The sequence below is a fragment of the Nonomuraea pusilla genome (assembly GCF_900109355.1).
GTDB lineage: Bacteria > Actinomycetota > Actinomycetes > Streptosporangiales > Streptosporangiaceae > Nonomuraea > Nonomuraea pusilla.
This window is the reverse complement of the sequence record NZ_FOBF01000001.1, coordinates 497798-517452: the sequence shown is the minus strand read 5'-3', so window position 1 is coordinate 517452 and position 19655 is coordinate 497798. Positions and strand designations below refer to the sequence as shown.

At 72.6% G+C, this 19655-nt stretch carries 18 protein-coding genes; 9 read left to right on the top strand and 9 right to left on the bottom strand.

Annotated elements, in window-relative coordinates; genetic code table 11:
- Positions 1-11: 11 nt before the first annotated feature.
- Complete coding sequence (locus BMX74_RS02280; RefSeq protein WP_091097860.1) at positions 12-1400, top strand: class II fumarate hydratase; 1389 nt, start codon at positions 12-14, stop codon at positions 1398-1400.
- Here BMX74_RS02280 and trpD read toward each other — a convergent pair.
- Positions 1397-2449: an anthranilate phosphoribosyltransferase gene (gene trpD, locus BMX74_RS02275; protein WP_055508247.1), complete on the bottom strand. Its 1053-nt coding sequence runs from the start codon at positions 2447-2449 to the stop codon at positions 1397-1399. The two genes, BMX74_RS02280 and trpD, sit on opposite strands and share 4 nt — an antisense overlap.
- Before the next feature lie 258 nt (positions 2450-2707).
- On the opposite strand from trpD, the gene BMX74_RS02270 reads away from it, so the two are divergent.
- The 5 genes from BMX74_RS02270 to BMX74_RS02250 are packed head-to-tail and all read left to right on the top strand — an operon-like array spanning position 2708 to position 8792.
- Positions 2708-3460: a 3-hydroxybutyrate dehydrogenase gene (locus BMX74_RS02270; protein WP_055508246.1), complete on the top strand. Its 753-nt coding sequence runs from the start codon at positions 2708-2710 to the stop codon at positions 3458-3460.
- A complete protein-coding gene (locus BMX74_RS02265; protein WP_236715084.1) occupies positions 3460-5301 on the top strand; it encodes a helix-turn-helix domain-containing protein in 1842 nt (613 codons plus the stop codon). The genes BMX74_RS02270 and BMX74_RS02265 overlap by 1 nt, the downstream gene beginning before the upstream one ends.
- A gap of 55 nt (positions 5302-5356) precedes the next feature.
- Positions 5357-6628, top strand: coding sequence for an MFS transporter (locus BMX74_RS02260; protein WP_055508645.1), 1272 nt, complete (start codon positions 5357-5359; stop codon positions 6626-6628).
- Entirely contained in the window at positions 6628-7629 is a 1002-nt protein-coding gene (locus BMX74_RS02255) for an alpha/beta fold hydrolase (protein ID WP_091097857.1), read from the top strand. Before BMX74_RS02260 ends, BMX74_RS02255 begins: the two co-directional genes overlap by 1 nt.
- Positions 7629-8792, top strand: coding sequence for an alpha/beta hydrolase family protein (locus BMX74_RS02250; protein ID WP_091098083.1), 1164 nt, complete (start codon positions 7629-7631; stop codon positions 8790-8792). Before BMX74_RS02255 ends, BMX74_RS02250 begins: the two co-directional genes overlap by 1 nt.
- Here BMX74_RS02250 and BMX74_RS02245 read toward each other — a convergent pair.
- On the bottom strand, positions 8785-10803 hold the full coding sequence (locus BMX74_RS02245) for a glycosyltransferase (RefSeq protein WP_091097854.1): 2019 nt from the start codon (positions 10801-10803) through the stop codon (positions 8785-8787). The two genes, BMX74_RS02250 and BMX74_RS02245, sit on opposite strands and share 8 nt — an antisense overlap.
- 70 nt (positions 10804-10873) lie before the next feature.
- Positions 10874-11587: an aggregation-promoting factor C-terminal-like domain-containing protein gene (locus tag BMX74_RS02240; RefSeq protein WP_055508240.1), complete on the bottom strand. Its 714-nt coding sequence runs from the start codon at positions 11585-11587 to the stop codon at positions 10874-10876.
- A 265-nt stretch (positions 11588-11852) separates the two neighbouring features.
- On the opposite strand from BMX74_RS02240, the gene BMX74_RS02235 reads away from it, so the two are divergent.
- Genes BMX74_RS02235 through BMX74_RS02225 form a run of 3 tightly spaced genes read left to right on the top strand, consistent with a single transcriptional unit; the run spans position 11853 to position 14462 of the window.
- Positions 11853-12527, top strand: coding sequence for a response regulator transcription factor (locus tag BMX74_RS02235; RefSeq protein WP_055508641.1), 675 nt, complete (start codon positions 11853-11855; stop codon positions 12525-12527).
- 7 nt (positions 12528-12534) lie between these two features.
- Positions 12535-13947 carry a sensor histidine kinase gene (locus BMX74_RS02230; protein ID WP_055508238.1) on the top strand — a complete coding sequence of 471 codons (1413 nt, stop codon included), beginning with the start codon at positions 12535-12537 and terminating at the stop codon, positions 13945-13947.
- Positions 13944-14462 carry a hypothetical protein gene (locus tag BMX74_RS02225; protein ID WP_055508236.1) on the top strand — a complete coding sequence of 173 codons (519 nt, stop codon included), beginning with the start codon at positions 13944-13946 and terminating at the stop codon, positions 14460-14462. The genes BMX74_RS02230 and BMX74_RS02225 overlap by 4 nt, the downstream gene beginning before the upstream one ends.
- Position 14463: 1 nt before the next feature.
- On the opposite strand, the gene BMX74_RS02220 is transcribed toward BMX74_RS02225, so the two are convergent.
- The 6 genes from BMX74_RS02220 to BMX74_RS02200 all read right to left on the bottom strand — a co-directional run bounded on the left by BMX74_RS02220 (position 14464) and on the right by BMX74_RS02200 (position 19641).
- Entirely contained in the window at positions 14464-15783 is a 1320-nt protein-coding gene (locus BMX74_RS02220; RefSeq protein ID WP_055508234.1) for a PhoH family protein, read from the bottom strand.
- 206 nt (positions 15784-15989) lie between these two features.
- Entirely contained in the window at positions 15990-16751 is a 762-nt protein-coding gene (locus BMX74_RS02215) for an isoprenyl transferase (RefSeq protein WP_055508232.1), read from the bottom strand.
- A gap of 55 nt (positions 16752-16806) precedes the next feature.
- Positions 16807-17280 carry a hypothetical protein gene (locus BMX74_RS02210; RefSeq protein ID WP_236715083.1) on the bottom strand — a complete coding sequence of 158 codons (474 nt, stop codon included), beginning with the start codon at positions 17278-17280 and terminating at the stop codon, positions 16807-16809.
- Positions 17281-17424: 144 nt separating this feature from the next.
- Complete coding sequence (locus tag BMX74_RS43735) at positions 17425-17817, bottom strand: SCO6045 C-terminal-like domain-containing protein (protein WP_177227161.1); 393 nt, start codon at positions 17815-17817, stop codon at positions 17425-17427.
- Positions 17814-18683: an MbnB/TglH/ChrH family RiPP precursor modification enzyme gene (locus tag BMX74_RS02205; protein WP_177227160.1), complete on the bottom strand. Its 870-nt coding sequence runs from the start codon at positions 18681-18683 to the stop codon at positions 17814-17816. Before BMX74_RS02205 ends, BMX74_RS43735 begins: the two co-directional genes overlap by 4 nt.
- Position 18684: 1 nt before the next feature.
- Positions 18685-19641, bottom strand: coding sequence for a TIGR04222 domain-containing membrane protein (locus BMX74_RS02200; protein WP_091097849.1), 957 nt, complete (start codon positions 19639-19641; stop codon positions 18685-18687).
- Between the last annotated feature and the right edge of the window lie 14 nt (positions 19642-19655).

The window sequence follows — 19655 nt, the reverse complement described above, 5'->3', positions numbered from 1 at the left end:
GACTGGGAGTCATGAGCGAGTACCGGATCGAACATGACTCGATGGGCGAGGTCCGCGTGCCGGTGGGCGCGAGGTGGCGCGCGCAGACCCAGCGGGCGGTGGAGAACTTCCCGGTGTCGGGACGGCCGCTGGAGCCGTCCCACATCGCCGCGCTGGGCCTGATCAAGGCGGTCGCCGCCGAGGTCAACGGGGAACTCGGCGTGCTCGACAAGGACCTCGCCGAGGCCGTCGCGCAGGCCGCCGCCGACGTCGCGGAGAACGAGCACGACGCGCACTTCCCCGTCGACGTGTTCCAGACGGGCTCGGGCACGTCGTCCAACATGAACGCCAACGAGGTGATCGCCACGCTGGCGGAGGAGCGGCTGGGCCGCCCCGTCCACCCGAACGACCACGTCAACGCGTCGCAGTCGTCCAACGACGTCTTCCCGACCTCGATCCGGGTGGCGGCGGCGACCGAGGTCAGCTACCACCTGCTGCCGTCGCTGCGGCACCTGGGTGAGGCGCTGCGGGCGAAGTCCGTGGAGTTCGCCCAGGTGGTGAAGTCGGGGCGCACCCACCTCATGGACGCCACGCCGGTGACGCTCGGCCAGGAGTTCGGCGGCTACGCCACGCAGGTCGAGCACGGGGTGACCAGGGTGACGGGCGCCCTCGAACGGGTGCTGGAGCTGCCCCTCGGCGGCACGGCGGTGGGCACTGGCATCAACACGCCGCCCGGGTTCGCCGCGGCCGCCGTCGAGAAGCTGCGCGAGGCGACCGGCATCCCGTTCGCCGAGGCCCGCGACCACTTCGAGGCCCAGAGCACCCAGGACGCCGTCGTCGAGCTGTCCGGCCAGCTCAAGGTGGTGGCGGTCTCGCTCAACAAGATCGCGAACGATCTGCGCTGGATGGGCTCGGGGCCGCGGGCGGGCCTCGGCGAGATCAACCTCCCCGACCTGCAGCCGGGCTCGTCGATCATGCCGGGCAAGGTCAACCCGGTGATCCCCGAGGCCGTCACCATGGTCGCGGCCCAGGTCGTCGGCAACGACGCGGCCATCACGTTCGCGGGCGCGTCGGGCAACTTCGAGCTGAACGTCCAGCTTCCCGTCATCGCCCGCAACATCCTGGAGTCGATCAGGCTGCTGGCGAACGTCTCGCGGCTGCTGGCCGACCGGTGCGTGGCCGGCATCACGGCCAACGCCGAGCGGCTGCGCGAGTACGCCGAGTCGTCGCCGTCGATCGTCACGCCGCTCAACAGGTACGTCGGCTACGAGGAGGCCGCGCGGATCGCCAAGCAGGCGCTGAAGGAGAGGAAGACGATCCGCGAGGTCGTCGTGGAGCGCGGCCACGTCGCCGACGGCACGATCACCGAGGAGCAGCTCGACGCGGCGCTGGACGTGCTGTCGATGACCCGCCCGTCCTAAGGCCGGGCGGCGAGGCGGCGGGTGGTCGTCGCCCAGTGCTCCAGCAGGGCGGCGGCGGCCCCCGAGTCGATCGCCTTGGCGGCGCGCTCGCAGGCGGCTCCCAGCTCGCGTACGAGGTCGCCCTGCACGGGCGTGCCGCCCGCTGCGACCAGCGCGGCGGCGGCGTTGAGCAGGACGATGTCGCGCACCGGCCCTTCGGCGCCCGCCAGCACCGCCCGCGCGATCTCGGCGTTGCGCCGCCTGTCGCCGCCTTGCAGCGCGTCGGGGTGGGCGCGCGGGATGCCGAGGTCACGCGGGTCGAGCGTCGTCCTGCTCACCGTGCCGCGCCGCACCAGCCAGACGGTGGACGGCCCGGTGGTGGTGAGCTCGTCGAGGCCGTCCTCGCCGCGGAACACCAGCGAGGAGCAGCCCCGCTCGGCGAGCACGCCGGCGATCACCGGCGCCATGCGCTCGTCGAACACGCCGACGGCCTGCGACGGCGGCAGGGCGGGGTTGGTCAGCGGCCCCAGGTAGTTGAAGACGGTCGGGACGCCGAGCGCCCTGCGCGCGGCGGCCGTGTGCCGGAACGCCGGGTGGAAGGCGGGCGCGAAGCAGAACGTGATGCCCGTCTCCTCGGCCGTCCGCACCACGGCGGCGGGCGGCAGGTCCACCACGACGCCCAGCTCCTCCAGCACGTCGGCGGCGCCCGTCTGCGACGACGACGCCCGGCCGCCGTGCTTGACGACGGTCACCCCGGCGGCGGCCGCGACGACGGCGGCCATCGTCGACACGTTCACCGTGCCGGCGCGGTCGCCGCCCGTGCCGACGATGTCCACCGGGTCGCCGGGCACGCGGATCGCCGTCGAGTGCGCCAGCATGCCGTCGGCCAGCCCGGAGACCTCGGGAACCGTCTCACCCTTGGCGCGCAGTGCCACGGCGAACGCGGCGATCTGGGCGTCGGTCGCGGCGCCCGTCATGATCTGCCGCATCGCCCAGGCGGCGTCGCGGGACGGCAGCGCCGCGCCGTCGAGCAGCGTGCCGATGAGTGATGACCAGGTCGTCATGTTCATGCCCCTTCAGGTCAGGTGCCCCGCTTGAGGCACCCGTGAACATGACGACGGCCGCCTCGTCGAGGCGGCCGGTCGCGTGTCTCGCTCAGGGGTCCGCCTAGCCGGCGAACCACCAGGAGTACGAGTACGCGTTCATGCGGCCGACGCTACCAGCAGCGCCCGCCCCGCGTCAGTACGGTTTGAGATCACATACCAGGACCAAGATCTATGTCGGTGTCGCCCATGCTCGCCGGAGCGGCGAGCGCTTAGGGTCTGGGTATGGCGAAGGACCTGACAGGGCGTACCGCGCTGGTGACGGGGGCCGGGGGCGGCATCGGGGCGGCGTGCGCCAGGCGGCTGGCCGCGGCGGGCGCGAGGGTGCTGGTGGTCGACAGGCGGGCCGAGGCGGCGGAGAAGGTCGCCGCGGAGATCGGCGGGGCGGCCGTGGTGGCCGACCTGGCCGATCCGGGGTTCGCCGCGGCGCTGCCCGACGAGCCGGTCGACATCGTCGTGAACAACGCCGGGTTCCAGCACGTCGCGCCCATCGAGGAGTTCCCTCCCGAGGTGTTCTCGGCGATGATGAGGGTGATGGTCGAGGCGCCGTTCCTGATCGCGCGCAGGGTGCTGCCCGGCATGTACGCGAGGGGCTGGGGGCGGTTCGTGAACATCTCGTCGGTGCACGGGCTGCGGGCGTCGCCGTACAAGGCGGCCTACGTCACGGCCAAGCACGCGCTGGAGGGCCTGTCGAAGGTGCTGGCGCTGGAGGGGGCGGCGCACGGCGTGACGTCCACCTGCGTCTGCCCCGGGTACGTCCGCACGGAGCTGGTCGAGGGGCAGATCGCCGACCAGGCGAAGGCCCACGGCATCGCCCCGGACGAGGTCGTGGAGACGATCATGCTGGAGCGGGCGGCCGTCAAGCGGCTCATCGAGCCGGAGGAGGTGGCCGAGCTGGTCGCGTACCTGTGCGGGCCGAACGGGTCGTTCATCACCGGCGTCTCCCTGCCCGTGGACGGCGGCTGGACGGCGCGGTAGTGGTGCGTCGCTTCCTCGAACTGCTGGCCAGGGAGGCGTCCGCGGTCGAGTTCGAGGGGCCGATCATCCAGGCCAGGGCCGAGGGCGCCGACCCGGCGGCCATCGAGGAGCTGGAGAAGGCCAAGGTCGAGGCGCTGAAGGTGCGCGCGCTGCTGCGGCGCAGAGCCAGGCGCGAGGCCGAACTGTCGGCGCTGTACGACACCGCCGGCGACCTCGCGGCGCTGCGCGACCTGGACGCCGTGCTGGAGGCGATCGTCCGGCGGGCCAGGCAGCTCCTGGCGGCCGACATCGCGTACCTGACGCTGCACGACCCCGAGCAGGGCGACACGTACATGCGGGTCACCGACGGGTCGATCTCGGCCAAGTTCAGGGCGTTGCGGCTGGCCATGGGGGCCGGGCTGGGCGGCCTGGTGGCGCAGACGGCGGTGCCGTACGCGACGGCCGACTACTTCGCCGACGCCCGTTTCCGGCACAAGGAGCACATCGACGAGGCCGTCGAGGAGGAGGGCCTCGTCGCCATCCTCGGCGTGCCGCTGCGGCTCGGGCAGCGGGTGATCGGCGTGCTGCTGGCCGCCAACCGCAGCGCCAGGCCCTTCCACCAGGAGGAGGTCTCGCTGCTGGCCAGCCTGGCCGCGCACGCCGCCATCGCGATCGACAACGCCAGGCTGCTGCAGGAGACCAGGAACGCGCTGGAGGAGCTGTCGCACGCGCACCGCACGGCGAGGGCGCACGGCGAGGCGGTCGAGCGGGCCGCGCTGGCGCACGACAGGATGACGTCGGTCGTGCTGCGCGGCGGCGGCATCGAGGACGTCGCCGCCGTGGCGACGGACGTGCTCGGCGGGTCGCTGGCCGTGCTCGACGACCTGGGCAAACCGATCACGGGCGACGTGGGCGAGCTCGACGCCGGCGTGTTCGACGCGGCGCAGGCGTCGAGGGCGCTCGGGCGCACGGTGCGCAGGGGCGACCTGCTGATCGCCTCGGTGGACGTCGGTGGCGAGCCGCTGTGCACGCTGATCCTGCGCAGCGACGACGCCGACGAGCGCATCCTGGAGCGCGCCGCGCTGGTGTGCGCGCTGCTGCTGCTGTTCCGCAGGAGCGTGGCCGAGGCGGAGGGCCGGGTCCGCGGCGAGCTGCTGGACGACCTCATCGCCAGGCCGGGCTCCCCCGGCCTGGTCGACCGGGCCCGCAGGCTGGGCGTCGACCTGGGCGCACCGCACGTCCTGGTGGTGGTGCGGCACGACGGGCAGCGCGAGCGGGCGGCTTTCTGGGCGTCGTCGCAGGCGGCGATGCGGCACGGCCTGGCGGCGGGCCGTGCCGGCGAGGTGGTGCTGCTGCTGCCCGGGGAGAACGCCGGGGCCGTCGCGCAGCGGGTGGCGGCGGAGCTGAGCGCGTCGCTGCAGGTCCCCGCCACGGCGGGCGCGTCGCGGGTGTCCGGGCCCGGCGTCGCGGAGGCGTACAGGGAGGCGCGCAGGTGCGCCGAGGCGCTCGTCGCGCTGGGGCGGGCCGGCGACGGCGCGAGCCCGGCCGAGCTGGGCTTCGTCGGGCTGCTCGTGGGCGACGGCCGCGACGTGCGCGGCTTCGTCCATACGGTGCTCGGCCCGGTCATCGACTACGACGCGCGCAGGGGCACCGCGCTGGCGGAGACGCTGGCGGCCTACTTCGGCTCCGGCGCGTCGCCGTCGCGTACGGCCGAGGCGATGCACATCCACGTCAACACCGTCACGCAGCGGCTCGACCGCATCGGCAAGCTGCTCGGCGACGGCTGGCTGGAGCCCGAGCGGGCGCTGGAGATCCAGCTCGCGCTGCGCCTGCACCGGCTCGGCCACACATCCATCCCCTAGAGTGTGGGTGACGACCCCATATGAGTGACGCCGGTCACTCCTTACCGTGACCGGCATGGCCACTTCCATCAAGAAGATCGTCGCCGCCAGCCTGGTCGGCACCACCATCGAGTGGTACGACTTCTTCCTGTACGGCTCGGCAGCCGCGCTCGTGTTCAACAAGCTCTTCTTCCCCGAGTCCGACCCCCTGACCGGCACGCTGCTGGCCTTCCTCACGTACGCGGTCGGCTTCGTCGCCCGCCCGCTCGGTGGCCTGGTCTTCGGCCACTTCGGCGACCGGGTCGGCCGCAAGACGCTCCTCGTGGTCAGCCTGCTCATGATGGGCGCCGCGACGTTCCTCATCGGCTGCCTCCCGACGCACGCGAGCGTCGGCGCGGCGGCCCCGCTGCTGCTGACCACGCTGCGGCTCGTGCAGGGCTTCGCGCTGGGCGGCGAGTGGGGCGGCGCGGTGCTGATCGTCTCCGAGCACGGCTCGGCGGAGCGCCGCGGCTTCTGGGCCTCCTGGCCGCAGGCGGGCGCCCCGGGCGGGAACCTGCTCGCGACCGGCGTGCTGACGATGCTGGCCGCCTGGCAGTCCGAGGAGGCGTTCGTCGCCTGGGGCTGGCGGGTGCCGTTCCTGCTGTCGGGCGTGCTGGTGCTGATCGGCCTGTGGATCCGGCTGTCGATCACCGAGTCGCCGGTGTTCCAGCAGGCCGAGCCGATGGAGAAGGCGCCCATCGTCGGCGTGCTGCGCCACCACACCAAGGACGTCGTCATCGCCATCGGCGCGCGCCTGGCGGAGAACATCTCGTTCTACCTGCTGACGGTGTTCGTCATCACCTACGCCAAGGCCAACAAGATCGACAACTCGACGGTGCTGGAGGCGGTGCTCATCGCGTCGGCCATCCACTTCGCCACGATCCCGATGTGGGGCGCGCTGTCCGACAGGATCGGCCGCCGCCCGATCTACCTCGCCGGGGCCGCCGGGGTCGGCGTCTGGATCTTCGCCTTCTTCCCGCTGGTGCAGACCGGCAACTTCCTGGCCATCACCCTCGCCGTCACGGTCGGCCTGCTCTTCCACGGCATGATGTACGGCCCGCAGGCCGCCTTCTTCTCCGAGCTGTTCGGCACCAGGATGCGCTACACCGGCGTGTCGATCGGCGCCCAGCTCTCCGCGATCGTCGCCGGCGCGCTGGCCCCCGTCATCGCGACCGCGCTGCTGCAGTCGTACTCCAGCGCCCTGCCCATCTCCCTCTACCTTGGTCTGGCCGCGGTGCTCACGCTGGGGGCCGTCTACGCCGCCCGCGAGACCCAGGGCCGCGACCTGGCCGAAAGGACCCACGCCTGATGAAGGTCACCACCCCCCGGCTCACCCAGAACGTCGTGACGGTCGAGGGCCGCACGGCGGGCGAGCCCGTGCTGTTCGTCCACGGCAACGTCTCCTCCGCCGCCTTCTGGCGCGACGCCATGGCCGCCCTGCCGGAGCGCTACCGCCCGCTCGCCGCCGACCTGCGCGGCTTCGGCGACACCGACCCCGAGCCGGTGGACGCCACGCGGGGCCTGCGCGACTACTCCGACGACCTGGCCGAGCTGGTCGCCGCGCTCGACCTGGAGGGCGTGCACCTGGTCGGCTGGAGCATGGGCGGCGGCGTCGTCCTGCAGCTGCTGCGCGACCACCCGGAGCTCGTCAGGAGCGTCACCCTGGTCAACCCGGTCTCGCCGTACGGGTTCGGCGGCACCGAGGGCCCTGACGGCACGCTCACCCACCCCGACGGCGCCGGCTCCGGGGCGGGGGCGGCCAACCCCGACTTCGTGGCCAGGCTCGCGGCGGGCGACCTGTCGGACGAGTCGCCCACGTCGCCGCGCGTGGTCTTCCGCACCACCTACGTCAAGAACCCGGACGTCGCGGACGAGGACCACTACGTCAAGGCGATGCTGACGACCCGTACCGGCGACGGGAACTATCCGGGCGACGCCGCGACCTCCCCCGCGTGGCCCGGGGTGGCCCCCGGGAAGCAGGGCGTGCTCAACGCCCTCGCCCCCACCCACTTCCGCCTGGACGACCTGCACGAGATCGACCCCAAGCCGCCCATCCTGTGGATCAGAGGCGCCGACGACGTGATCGTGTCGGACACGTCCCTGTTCGACCTGGCGCACCTGGGCGCGATCGGCGTCGTGCCCGGCTCGCCCGGCACGCCCGCCCAGCCCATGGTGACCCAGACGCGGGCCGCGCTCGACCGGTACGGCGCCTACCGCGAGGCCGTCATCGAGGACTGCGGCCACAGCCCGCACCTGGAGCACCCGGCCGAGTTCGGCCGGCTGCTGGCCGAGCACCTCGGGGCGGCGTGATGCTGGCCGCGCTCACCCTCGTCGCGACGCTGCTCACCCCGTTACAGGCGGCGCCCGCGCAGGCGGACGGGCCCGCCGTGCCAGGCGCCGAGCTGGCCGTCAGCGCCAGGCTCGACGACCTCACCACCGCGGGCACCGCCAGGACGGGCCACACCGACCCCGCCGACTGGGCCGGGCTGCACTCGGCCGCCACGGTCAACCCGACCGGCGTGCCCGGCGTGCAGATCGACGGCTACTTCCCCGACACCTCCACCACCAACGCCACCCACGGCTGGAACCACGACGCCCAGTTCGTCATCAGGTTCCCCGACCGGTGGAACGGCGGCCTGGTGATCACCGGCACGCCCGGCAACAGGAAGCAGTACGCCAACGACTTCACGATCTCCGACTGGGTGCTGTCCAAGGGGTACGCGTTCGCGGCGACCGACAAGGGCAACACCGGAGTCGGCTTCCACACCGACGGCCGGCTGCCGGGCGACGCCATCGCCGAGTGGAACGAGCGCGTCACCCAGCTCACGGTGGCAGCCAAGGCCGCCGCCGCCCGCCACTACGGCAAGCGGCCCGAGCGCACGTTCGTCGCGGGCATCTCCAACGGCGGCTACCTCGTCAGGTGGCAGCTGGAGAACCGGGGCTGGCTGTACGACGGCGGCGTGGACTGGGAGGGCACGCTCTGGCGGCTCAAGGGCGACAACCTGCTGAACTACCTGCCGCAGGCGCTCAAGGCCTACCCGGACGAGGCGGGCGTGCGCGCGGCCGGGTTCGCCGAGGGCTCCGAGTTCCTGTGGCCGTTCCACCGGCAGTACTACTGGGAGCTGACGCAGCAGCTCTACCAGAAGGAGCTCGACCCGGAGTACACGGGCGCCCCTGCCGACTACGACTACGACGCCCGCAAGCCGTACGCCGCCATGGCCAGGATCGCGTTGACCGGCAGGATCACCAAGCCGCTGATCACCATCCACGGCACACTCGACACGCTGCTGCCGATCTCCCGCGACTCGGACGTCTACGCCCGGATGGTCGGGCCGCACCGCCCGTTCCGCTACCACCGGATCGAGGGCGGCAACCACCTCGACAGCCTCGTGGACGTCTACCCCGGCAGGCTCAAGCCGATGCTGCCCGCCTTCAGGGACGCGTTCGCCGAGCTGGAGGAGTGGGTCAGCTGAGGTATCTGCGCTTGCCCGCGCGCGCCAGGCGCACCAGGCGCCTGGCGCCGGGCATGCGGCGCACCAGCCGGCGCGCCACCGTGTCGGGGCCGAGCGCGACGGCCAGCGGCGAGCTCTCGCCGGAGTCCGGCACGAGGTCCAGGGCGGCGGCCGGCCGCGCCTCGACCCGGCCCTTGCGCACCTCCAGCCCGAACCGCAGCCACACCTCCTCCTGCTCGGTGCGCAGCGCCGCCGCCCAGACGCCTGGGCCCAGGTCGTCCTTGCCCGGCGACATGCGCTTGACGGGCGTCCTGGCGACGAGCTGCCCGGCGATCCTGCCGGGGACGCCGGGTTCGACCAGCGCGGGAGCCGTCACCTCGCGGGCCCGCCGCCCCGTGGAGCGCAGCACCAGCTCCAGCGGGGGCCCGCCGCTCGGCGGCACGTACGGCACCGGCAGCACGACGTAGACGTGCCCGTCGAGCCGTTTGACCGCCACCCCCGGCGACACCAGCGCGATGGACTCGGCGAACGAGCGCGGCTCGACGACCAGGCCGAGCTCGCCCGCGTCGCTCCAGCAGGGCACGACCAGACGCGCCCTGGGCCGCTGCGCGAGCACGCCGAGGCAGTTGAGCGGGCCCTCCTGCCTGCTGACGCGGCTCCTCGCCTGGTTGCCGCCGCCGAACATGCGGACGTGCACCTCCCAGTGCCCGGCCCGCAGCGGCTCGCCGACGGCGGCGGACGTCACGTCCAGCCTGATCTCGCCCCTGATCCTGACGCGGGCCCGGCCCCGGCCCGCGTCGACGCGCTCGACCTCCTGCGCCACCGGCAGGAAGTGCACCTCGCCGGTGTCGGCGTGGCGCACGTACACCTCGACGCGGGCCCGCTCGACGGCGGCGGTGACGTCGGTGACCTCGCCGGGCAGCAGCTCGTCGTCCACGGAGCGCGGCGGGATCCAGTGCAGGCGGTCGCCGTCCACGCGGTACCTGTCGGGCCTGCCGTCGCCGTCCACGACCTCGACGCTGAGGCCGAGCACGAGGATGTGGGCGTCCCACCGCACCTCGGCGAGGTCGGCGCGCAGGCCCGCGCGCCGGGTGGAGTTGGCCAGCATGACGACCTGGTCGAGCCGCCCGGCCCGGACGAACGCCGCCACGGCGCGCAGCTGCACGGGCAGGTACCGGTCGAGCCGCTCGGGGAAGCGTTCGGCCATGAGCTCCTGCACGAGCCTGAAGTGCCGTCCCCTGTCGATGGAGGAGTCGGCGAACCTGCTGGTGACGAGGGGGCGCAGCACCGCAGCGCGCAGCCAGTGCGCGTGGACGCGGTCGCGCTGGCGGCCCTCGCCGAGGTAGGCGTCGACGTCGTCGAGCAGCGCGCGCAGTTCGGCGACGATCGCGCGCGGCTCCTCCTCCACGGGCGGCCGCTCGCCGAGGTGGCAGCAGACGTGCTCGGCCAGCACGGCGACGATCTTCGCCTGCAGGTACGCGCGCAGGGCGAACCCCTGCTCGGCCAGCCGCCCGCCGGACTCCGGGAAGGCCAGCCCGTGCTCCTGCAGGAAGGCGCGCCGGTAGAGCTGCTGCGGCACGAGCAGCGCGAGCAGGCGGTCGCGGACCAGGTCGGCCCTGCCGGTGCTGCGCTCGAACGCGGCGAGCGGCGGCCCCCAGTCGCGGACCAGGCGGCCGGCCAGGACGTCGGCGTCGGTCTCCACGGCCCGCTCGTGCATGCGGGCCAGGGCGTCCTTCTCCAGGCGGTCGCGCTGGTCGAGGAAGAGCACGTAGTCGCCCGCGGCGGCGGCCAGGCCCAGGTTGCGGCCGGGCAGCGGGGAGCCGCTGTGCGGCAGGTGCATCGCCCGCACGTTGGAGCGCACGGCGGCGATGGTGTCGAGCCGTTCGGCGATGCCGTCCGTGGACCCGTCGTCCACGAAGATCACTTCATAGTCGTCGGCGGGCATCGTCTGCTCCAGGGCGGAGCGGATGCACGCGTCGGCGCTGTCACCCGGGTTGCAGACACTGACGATCACGCTGACCTTCGCACCCATGCGGCCAGAGTGCGCCGGAGCCTCCCGCGGTTCCGCGCGGCTTGCCGATCGCAGAAGGAAAGATGACCTGTTAGTACCATCCCACGGACTGAGAGTGGCCCCAGGCGCCGCAGGGCGTGCCGTAACGGCCCTTGATGTAGCCGAGACCCCACTTGATCTGGGTGGCGGCGTTGGTCTGCCAGTCGCTGCCCGCGCTGGCCATCTTGCTGCCGGGGAGGGACTGCGGGATGCCGTACGCGCCGGAGTAGCGGTTCATCGCCCGCTCGTTCCAGCCGCTCTCCTTCTGCCAGAGGCGTTCGAGGCAGCCCCACTGGTCGGCGCCGAAGCCGAAGGCGGCGAGCATGGCCTTGGCGGTGGCCTTGTTGCTGCCGGGCGAGGGGTCGCTGCCCGGCGGGAAGTTGACCGGCGGGAAGCCGCTGCCGCCGGGCGCCTGCTTCTTGACCACGACCCAGTCGAGGTCCTTGACCTTGCCCCCGCGCCCCTTCTTCAGCAGCTCGGCCCGGTACTTCTGGACCGCGGCCTCCTTGAGCGCGTCGGTCTCGGGGTCGGGCGCCGCGAGGTCGCCGCTGGCGAGCTTGCCGAAGTCCTCGATCGTGAAGGGATCGACGGGGGGCTTGCTGGCGTTGCCGACGGCCTTGTAGGCGACGTAGCCGCCTCCGCCGAGCACCACGACGGCCGACAGGGCGGCGATCGTGACGCGTTTGGCGGTGAAACGTGACGTCCTGCGCGCGGAGCGGGGGACTTCCTTGGCGGGACGCTCACTCAACTGCGGACGTGGGCTCACGACCCATGAGCTTGCCCTGTCCTGGGGGGTGGTGCGCAACCTGAACGCGGTATTTGCTTGGCGTTCTCTTGGCTAACCTACCGGTTAGCGTGCTCTTTCGTTAATGTTGTGATTTTGCTCACAATAAAGCGGCTCCCCTTCGGGCGCCCGCAGCCGAAGGGAAGCCGCTTTCAGGCTGTCGCGCGTTCTTGAGGATCCGATGAGCAGCGTGTCACAGTTTGATGACACAACCCGGATATTCAGTACATGGAATAATAATGTGCGCGTGGCTGGCATCCTCCTTGTCGAAGACGACCCCTCCGTGCGGACAGCGCTCGAACTGGCGCTGACGCGCCAGGGCCATTCCGTCACGTCCTACGCCACCGGCGAGGAGGCCCTCGACCACATCAGGGCCCGGCGCCCCGAGATCGCGATCCTCGACGTGATGCTCCCCGGCATCGACGGCGTCGAGGTGTGCCGCCGGGTGCGCAAACTCGACCAGCTCCCCGTCATCCTGCTGACCGCGCGCGGCGACGACCTGGACGTCGTCGTCGGCCTGGAGGCGGGCGCCGACGACTACGTGGTCAAGCCGGTCGAACCACGCGTGCTGGACGCGCGCATCCGCGCGATCCTGCGCAGGGCCGAGTCGGCCTCCTCCGACCGCATCGCCTTCGGCGACCTCGTGATCGACCGGGGCGCCCTCAAGGTCACGCTGGCCGACAAGGAGATCCACCTGACGCCGACCGAGCTGCGCCTCCTGCTGGAGCTCGTCCGCCACCCCGGCCAGGTGCTCAACCGCCGCTACCTGCTGCGCGCCGTCTGGGACCACACCCACGTCGCCGACTCCCGCCTCGTGGACGCCTGCGTCCAGCGGGTGCGCGCGAAGATCGAGCCGCGCCCGGCCGAACCGGTGTTCATCCACACCGTCCGCGGGTTCGGCTACCGGTTCAGCCCTCCGTGATCCCGGCGTGATCCCCCTCCCCACGGGCCTGCGCGCCCGCCTGGTCATCACCTTCACGCTGGTCGCCGTCACCGCCTCCCTCCTCGTCGCCACCATCGGGTACGAACTCGCCAAGACCGCGCTGGTCAGCCGCGAGGAGAAGTCGGCCGTCGACCTCGTCACCAGGGAGCTGACCCGCATCACGTTCCCCGTCGGCAAGCTGCAGAAGGGCGAGGCGCCCCCCACCACCAAGGAGCTCGGCCAGGTGGCCGCCGCGCTCGCGGGCCCCGGCCGCAGCGTCCTCGTCGAATACGGCACCCTCATCGCCGCCGACGGGCCCATGACGATGAGCGACGTCCCCAACGAGCTGTACGGCAGGGCGAAGCAGAGCCTCGTCACGCAGCGCAAGGTGGTCAAGAACGAGCTGTGGCTCATCGTCGGCGCCGAGGTCTACCGCGACACCGAACGCGCGCCCCAGGCCACCGGGCTGCGGACGTTCGTGTTCTTCCCGATGCGCGACGACGAGCAGCAGCTCGCGACGCTGAGGAGCACGCTCGCCCAGGCCGGCGTGGCCATCGTGCTGATCGCGCTGATCGTCGCGCTGCTGTCGGCCCGGCAGGTGCTGCTGCCGGTCAGACGCCTCAGCGCCGCCGCCCAGGCGCTCGGCCAGGGCAGACTGGACACCCGCCTGCCCGTGCACGGTCAGGACGAGCTGGCCGAGCTCACCTCCAGGTTCAACGACGCGGCGGCGGCGCTCGAACTCAGCGTGTCGGAGCTGCGCTCGCTCGAAGCCATGTCGCGCAGGTTCGTCGCGGACGTCTCGCACGAGCTGCGCACCCCGCTCACCGCGATGACGGCCGTCGCCGACATGCTCCACGACGAGGCGTCCAGGCTGCCGGAGGAGCCCGCCGAGGCGGTGCGGCTGGTGCTGCACGAGATCGAGCGGCTGCGCGAGCTGGTCGAGCACCTGATCGAGATCAGCCGCTTCGACGCCGGCACCGCGACGCTCAACCTGGAGCCGGTGAACGTGGCCGACGCCGTCCAGGACTGCCTGGAGGTGCGCGGCTGGAGCGACCAGGTGCGGGTCAACGCCCCCGAGAGCCTGGTCGCCAACCTGGACCCGAGGAGGTTCGACGTCATCGTGGCCAACCTCGTCGGCAACGCGCTGAAGCACGGCGGGCCGCCGGTGCTCGTCAACGCCAGGGCCACCGTCAACGGGCTGGAGGTGAAGGTGCGCGACCACGGCCAGGGCATCCCGCAGGAGGCGCTGGCCCACGTCTTCGACCGGTTCTTCAAGGCGGGCGCCGGCCGGGCCCGCAGCCAGGGCAGCGGGCTCGGGCTGTCCATCGCCAGGGCGAACGTCCAGCTCCACGGCGGCACGGTCTCGGTGCGCAGGCAGAACCCCGGCACCCTGTTCACGGTCTGGCTGCCGCACACATGAGACCGCGCACGCTCCTCACCGCCGCCGCGCTCTGCGCCACGCTCGCCGGGCTGTCGGCCTGCGGCATCTCGCCCACCGACGTGGAGGACAGGGGCGCCGCCCCCACCATCCACGTTCCGCCGCCGTCCAAGACGATCTTCCTCATCAGGAACGGCGAGCTGACGAAGGAACCCGCCGACGTCGGAAACAACACGGTCGGCAGCCTGCTCGGCGCCCTGTTCGCCGCCTCGACCGAGCCGCTGACCGACGGGCGCGACACCGCGCTCCGCGGGTTCGCCCTGGTGCGGATCAAGGACTCGCTCAACCCGATCACGCGCGACGAGGTCCAGCTCCCCCGCACCTCCACCCTGACGGTCTACATCAAGGGCGAGGGCACGCTGAGCAAGCTCGGCAAGGCGCAGATCGTCTGCACCGCCCAGCAGGACGCCGCCTTCGAGGAAGTCAAAATCGTCCGGGAGAACGACGACCGCCCCCCCACGTCGGAGGGGCGGTACATCTGCGGCGACCTCAAGTGAGCTAGAGGGTGATGTCCTCCAGCATCTCCGTCACCAGCGCGGCGATCGGCGAACGCTCCGACCTGGTGAGCGTGACGTGCGCGAACAGCGGGTGGCCCTTCAGCTTCTCCACCACCGCGACCACGCCGTCGTGCCTGCCGACCCGCAGGTTGTCGCGCTGGGCGATGTCGTGCGTGAGCACCACGCGGGAGTTGGCGCCCACCCGGCTCAGCACGGTCAGCAGCACCCCGCGCTCCAGCGACTGCGCCTCGTCCACGATCACGAACGCGTCGTGCAGCGAACGGCCGCGGATGTGGGTGAGCGGCAGCACCTCCAGCATGCCGCGGTCGAGCACCTCGTCGATGACCTCCGGCGAGGTGACCGCGCCCAGCGTGTCGTAGACCGCCTGCGCCCAGGGGCCCATCTTCTCGCCCTCGCTGCCCGGCAGGTAGCCGAGCTCCTGGCCGCCCACGGCGTACAGGGGGCGGAAGACGACCACCTTGCGGTGCTGGCGCCGCTCCAGCACGGCCTCCAGGCCCGCGCAGAGGGCCAGCGCGGACTTGCCGGTGCCGGCCCTGCCGCCCAGCGACACGATGCCGATCTCGGGGTCCATGAGGAGGTCGAGCGCGATGCGCTGCTCGGCGGAGCGCCCGTGCAGCCCGAACACCTCGCGGTCGCCGCGCACCAGCCGCACCGACTTGTCGGGGAGCACCCGGCCGAGGGCCGAGCCCTTCGCCGACAGCAGCCGCAGGCCCGTGTGCGTGGGCAGGTCCCTGGCCTCCTCCAGCTCGGCCGTGCCGTGCTCGAACAGCGTCTCGACGTCCTCGGTCGTGACCTGCATCTCGGCCATGCCGGTCCAGCCCGACTCCACCACGAGCTCGGCGCGGTACTCCTCGGCGGCCAGGCCGATCGAGGCGGCCTTGACCCGCATCGGGAGGTCCTTCGAGACGAGGACGACGTCGCGGCCCTCGGCGGCCAGCGAGCGGGCCACGGTCAGGATGCGCGTGTCGTTGTCACCGAGACGGAACCCGACCGGCAGGATCGAGGGGTCGCTGTGGTTGAGCTCGACCCTGATCGTGCCCTCGCCCGTGGGCATCGGCTCGTCCAGCCTGCCGTACTGGATCCGCAGGTCGTCGAGGTAGCGCAGGGCCTTCCTCGCGAAGTAGCCAAGCTCTGGGTGGTGCCGCTTCCCTTCCAGCTCCGTGATGACCACGATCGGAAGGACCACGTCGTGCTCCGCGAAGCGGGTCATGGCCGCAGGATCGGCCAGCAGGACGCTGGTGTCCAGCACGTACGTACGCTGGGTCGGCTTGGTCGAAGGGTTGCTCGAGGACACAGCCACACGTTCTCCCCCGGGCGCCCATAGGTGCGGGCACCCTGCAGACGAGGCGGGAATCGGACCGGACCCGCGTCCCCGGCCAGACACGACCGGCGGCGCCGGACTCCGGCCCCCTCGGCAAGTGTTGGCGCAAAGGCGGGCCCTCTCCGGAGTGTCCGGCCTGCGGCCGGACACTTACCACGTTACGTCCTAGATGCCCGATTGTCGGCCTATGAACCGTAACGTCGGTGTCTCGCAGCGTAGTCGCGCAGCGCCCGCAGGAAGTCGACCCTGCGGAAGTCCGGCCAGTAGGCCTCGTGGAAGTAGAACTCGGAATGAGCGCTCTGCCAGAGCATGAAACCGGACAGGCGCTGCTCGCCCGACGTACGGATGAGGAGGTCCGGGTCGGGTTGGCCGCGGGTGTAGAGATGCTCCGCGATGTGCTCCACATCGAGTACCTCGACGAGGTCCTCGATGCTCGCCCCCTTGCTCGCGTGCTCCTGGAGGAGTGAGCGCACCGCATCGGCAATCTCACGTCTTCCTCCATACCCAACTGCAACGTTCACAATCAGGCCCGGACGGTCCGATGACTCTTCTTTTGCCGTTTTCAGGACATTGGCCGTACGGTCCGGCAGCAGGTCGAGCGCCCCGACCGGGCTGATCCGCCAGCCCTCCGCCACCAGCTCCTGCACCACGTCCTCGATGATGCGCAGCAGCGGCTCCAGCTCCTCGCTCGGCCGGTTCAGGTTGTCGTTCGACAGCATCCAGACGGTGACCACCTCGACGCCGGTCTCACGGCACCAGCCGAGCAGCTCCGAGATCTTGTCCGCGCCCTTGCGGTGGCCCTTCGACACGTCCCGCATGCCCATGGCGCGCGCCCAGCGCCGGTTGCCGTCGATGATGACCCCGACGTGCCGGGGGATGCTGTCCTTCGACAGCTTGCTCTCCAGCCGGTGCTCGTACAGCCGGTAGAGCAGATCGCGCAGGCCCACGGAGTTCCTCCCCAGCGGTGCTGTGCCCATGGTCGAATGACCTAACAGGCAATTATCACCGCGATTCACCCCTGCCTGCCCCCTCAACGGGATTCCTCGCGAGATCACGGCCGCCCAGGCAGCCCTCCGCCTCCTCGACCAGGCCGCGGACGAACGCCGCCAGTTCCGCCGACGTCAGCACCGCCCGCAGGCCCACCCCGGTGGCGCTCCACGCCTCCACGAACGCCCTGCGGGTCAGCCGCCACTCGCCGCGCCTGCCCCGCCTCGGGACCCAGAGCGGGATCGTCCTGAGCTGGCAGCGCAGCTCGCCGCCGCCCACCAGCTCCGACCTGGCACGGTAGCGGAAGGAGAACAGCTCGCTGTCGGGCTCCTCGTCGGGAAATCGGTCGTCGGGATCGGGCCAGCGCCTGGCGTCGCCCGTGCCCGCGCGGGCCTCCTCGACGCCGCGCGCCAGCCGCGCGAGCAGCCAGCCGCACCGCTCGCCCACGCTGCCGTACGGGTCGCCGTCCCGGCGCAGCTCCAGGGTCACCTCGTACGGTGCGCCGACGCTGTCCGTACATGCGACGGGTGTGACGGTTAGGTAAGATCCGTCCACACAGCGTAGTCCCCCCATATAGACACGGTTTCCACCTTAAAGTTCGCTAAACGTGGAGAAATGTCCCTTTTGTCGGGATCAGCGGAGGCGGCGCCACCAGCTCCGCCCACCCGGCGGCTCCGGCGGCATGAGCCCGCGGGCGCGCAGCCAGGCGGCGAAGTCGTCGGCGTCGGCCCGGTAGCCGGGCGGAGGGGCCTCGCGCGCCCCGGCGTACGCGGCGAACTGCTCAGCCAGGCGCGGGCCCGCCGCGGCGGCCGCGTCCGGGCGCAGCCTCGCCACCACCGAACGCCGCTTGGCGAGCAGGCTCGCCGCCTGCACCCGCAGCCGCTCCCCGTCGAACCCCTCCGGCGGCGCGGCGCCCGCGACGAGCGCCGCCACCACCCGCGCCTGCGCCCGCGCCAACCGCTGCCGCGCCCCGTCGCCGGACGTGGCCGAAGGGCCGCCGGGCGGCCCGCTCCCGGTGGCGGTCATCGCCTCTCCCCCGGCGTGGTGCCCGCGGTGCCCGTGCCGTCGGCCGCGGTGCCGGCCATGGCGGACCTGACCCTGGCCAGCTCCTCCGCAAGCGCGGCGTCGCTCGGGTAGTGGTCGTCCCACTCCAGGAGCACGCCCGGCGGCTCCACGCGAGCGCACAGCTCCGTCAGCAGGTCCAGCATCGCCTCCGGCACGGACGTCGTGTGCGTGTCGTGCCAGACCCCGTGCCGCTCGTACCCGCCCGCGACGTGCACGTACGCCAGCCGCTCCAACGGCAGCGCGTCCAGCGCGGCCACCGCCTCCAGCCCCAGGTTGACCTGGTTGGCGTAGAGGTTCGCCACGTCCACGAGCAGCAGCACCCCCGTACGCTCCACCAGCTCCGCCAGGAACTCGGCCTCGGTCAGCTCGTCGTCGGGCCAGCCGAACAGGGCGGCCACGTTCTCCAGCGCCAGCGGCACCGGCAGCGCGTCCTGGGCCATGCGCACGTTCGCCGTGACGACGTCCAGCGCCTCGCGGGTGCGCGGCACCGGCAGCAGGTGGCCCGCCTCCAGCCCGCCGCCCCGCACGAACGCGAGGTGCTCGCTCACCAGCGGCGAGCCCAGCGCCTGCGCGCAGGCCGCCAGGTGGGCGAGCCGGGCCGGGCCGGGCGGTTCCGCGCCGCCGACGCCCAGGCCGACGCCGTGCGGCACCACCGGCAGGCCCCTGGCCCGCAGCAGCCGCAGCGACTCGGGCAGGCGCGCCGGCCTGACGTTCTCGGCGACCACCTCCAGGAAGTCGACGCCCGCCATCCGCTCGATCGTGAGGTCCAGCTCGGGCCGCCACCCGATGCCGACACCGAGCCTGCTCCCCGCGGGCTCCCCCGCCATGTCAGTCCCCTCCGCCGCCGCAGCCGCCGCCGCAGCCGCTCCCGCAGCCCGAGCCGCCGCCGCAGCTCGCCCCGCTGCCGCAGCCGCCACCCGAGTGGCCTCCGCCGGAATGGCCGCCGCCGCAGCCCCAGCTCCCGCCGCCCCCGCCGCAGCTGCCCGCGGCGCAGCTCGACCGGCGTCCCCGCGATCCCGCCACGGCCCCGGCGTCGAGCGCGTGCCGCAGGTCCGCGTCGCGGATCTCGCTCAGCCCGTGCAGGGCGACCGCCAGCGCGGGCGCGGCGCCCGCCGAGCCGGGCGGGACCAGCCTGCGCATCGTCTCCAGCTCCTCCAAGCCCTCGCGGGTGAGCGCCCCGGGCAGCCAGGAGCCGCCCACACGCGCCGCGACCCAGCCCCCCACGAACGTCGCCGCCGCCAGGACGAGTCCGGGCAGCCGCGTCCACCCGCCGTCGCCCAGCGTCATGAACAGCTGGAACGCGCCCACGATCAGCGCCAGCGTCGACAGCACGCGCAGCCACGCCAGCCTGCGGTGCCACGTCCCGGTACGGCGCTCGGGGACGAGCAGCCCGAGCCCCGTCAGGCGCGTCCTGATCGCGTACACCGCCTCCCCCCGCGCGACCTCCCTGCGCAGGGCGCCCGCGTGGTGGACCGAACCGGGCGTGACACGGCCCAGCAGCTCCCGCTCGACCGGGTCGATCGCCTGCGGCGCGCCCGCGACGGCCTGCACGCCGCCCCCGCGCGACATCCGCAGCGTCCCCGACATCGCCGACGCCGCGAGCGCCGTGACCGCCACCCTGCGCGGCCCTCCCGCGAGGTACGCCACCTCACAGGCGCCCAGCCCCCGGGGACGCGCGCCGGCCGCCGCCGCCCGGATCGCGGCGCGTTCCCTCACCATCGCCATGACGTTCAGGATCGTCAGGGCCGCCAGCGCCCCCGACGTCAGTAAGAGGACCGAGTCCATGTACGCCTCCCCGT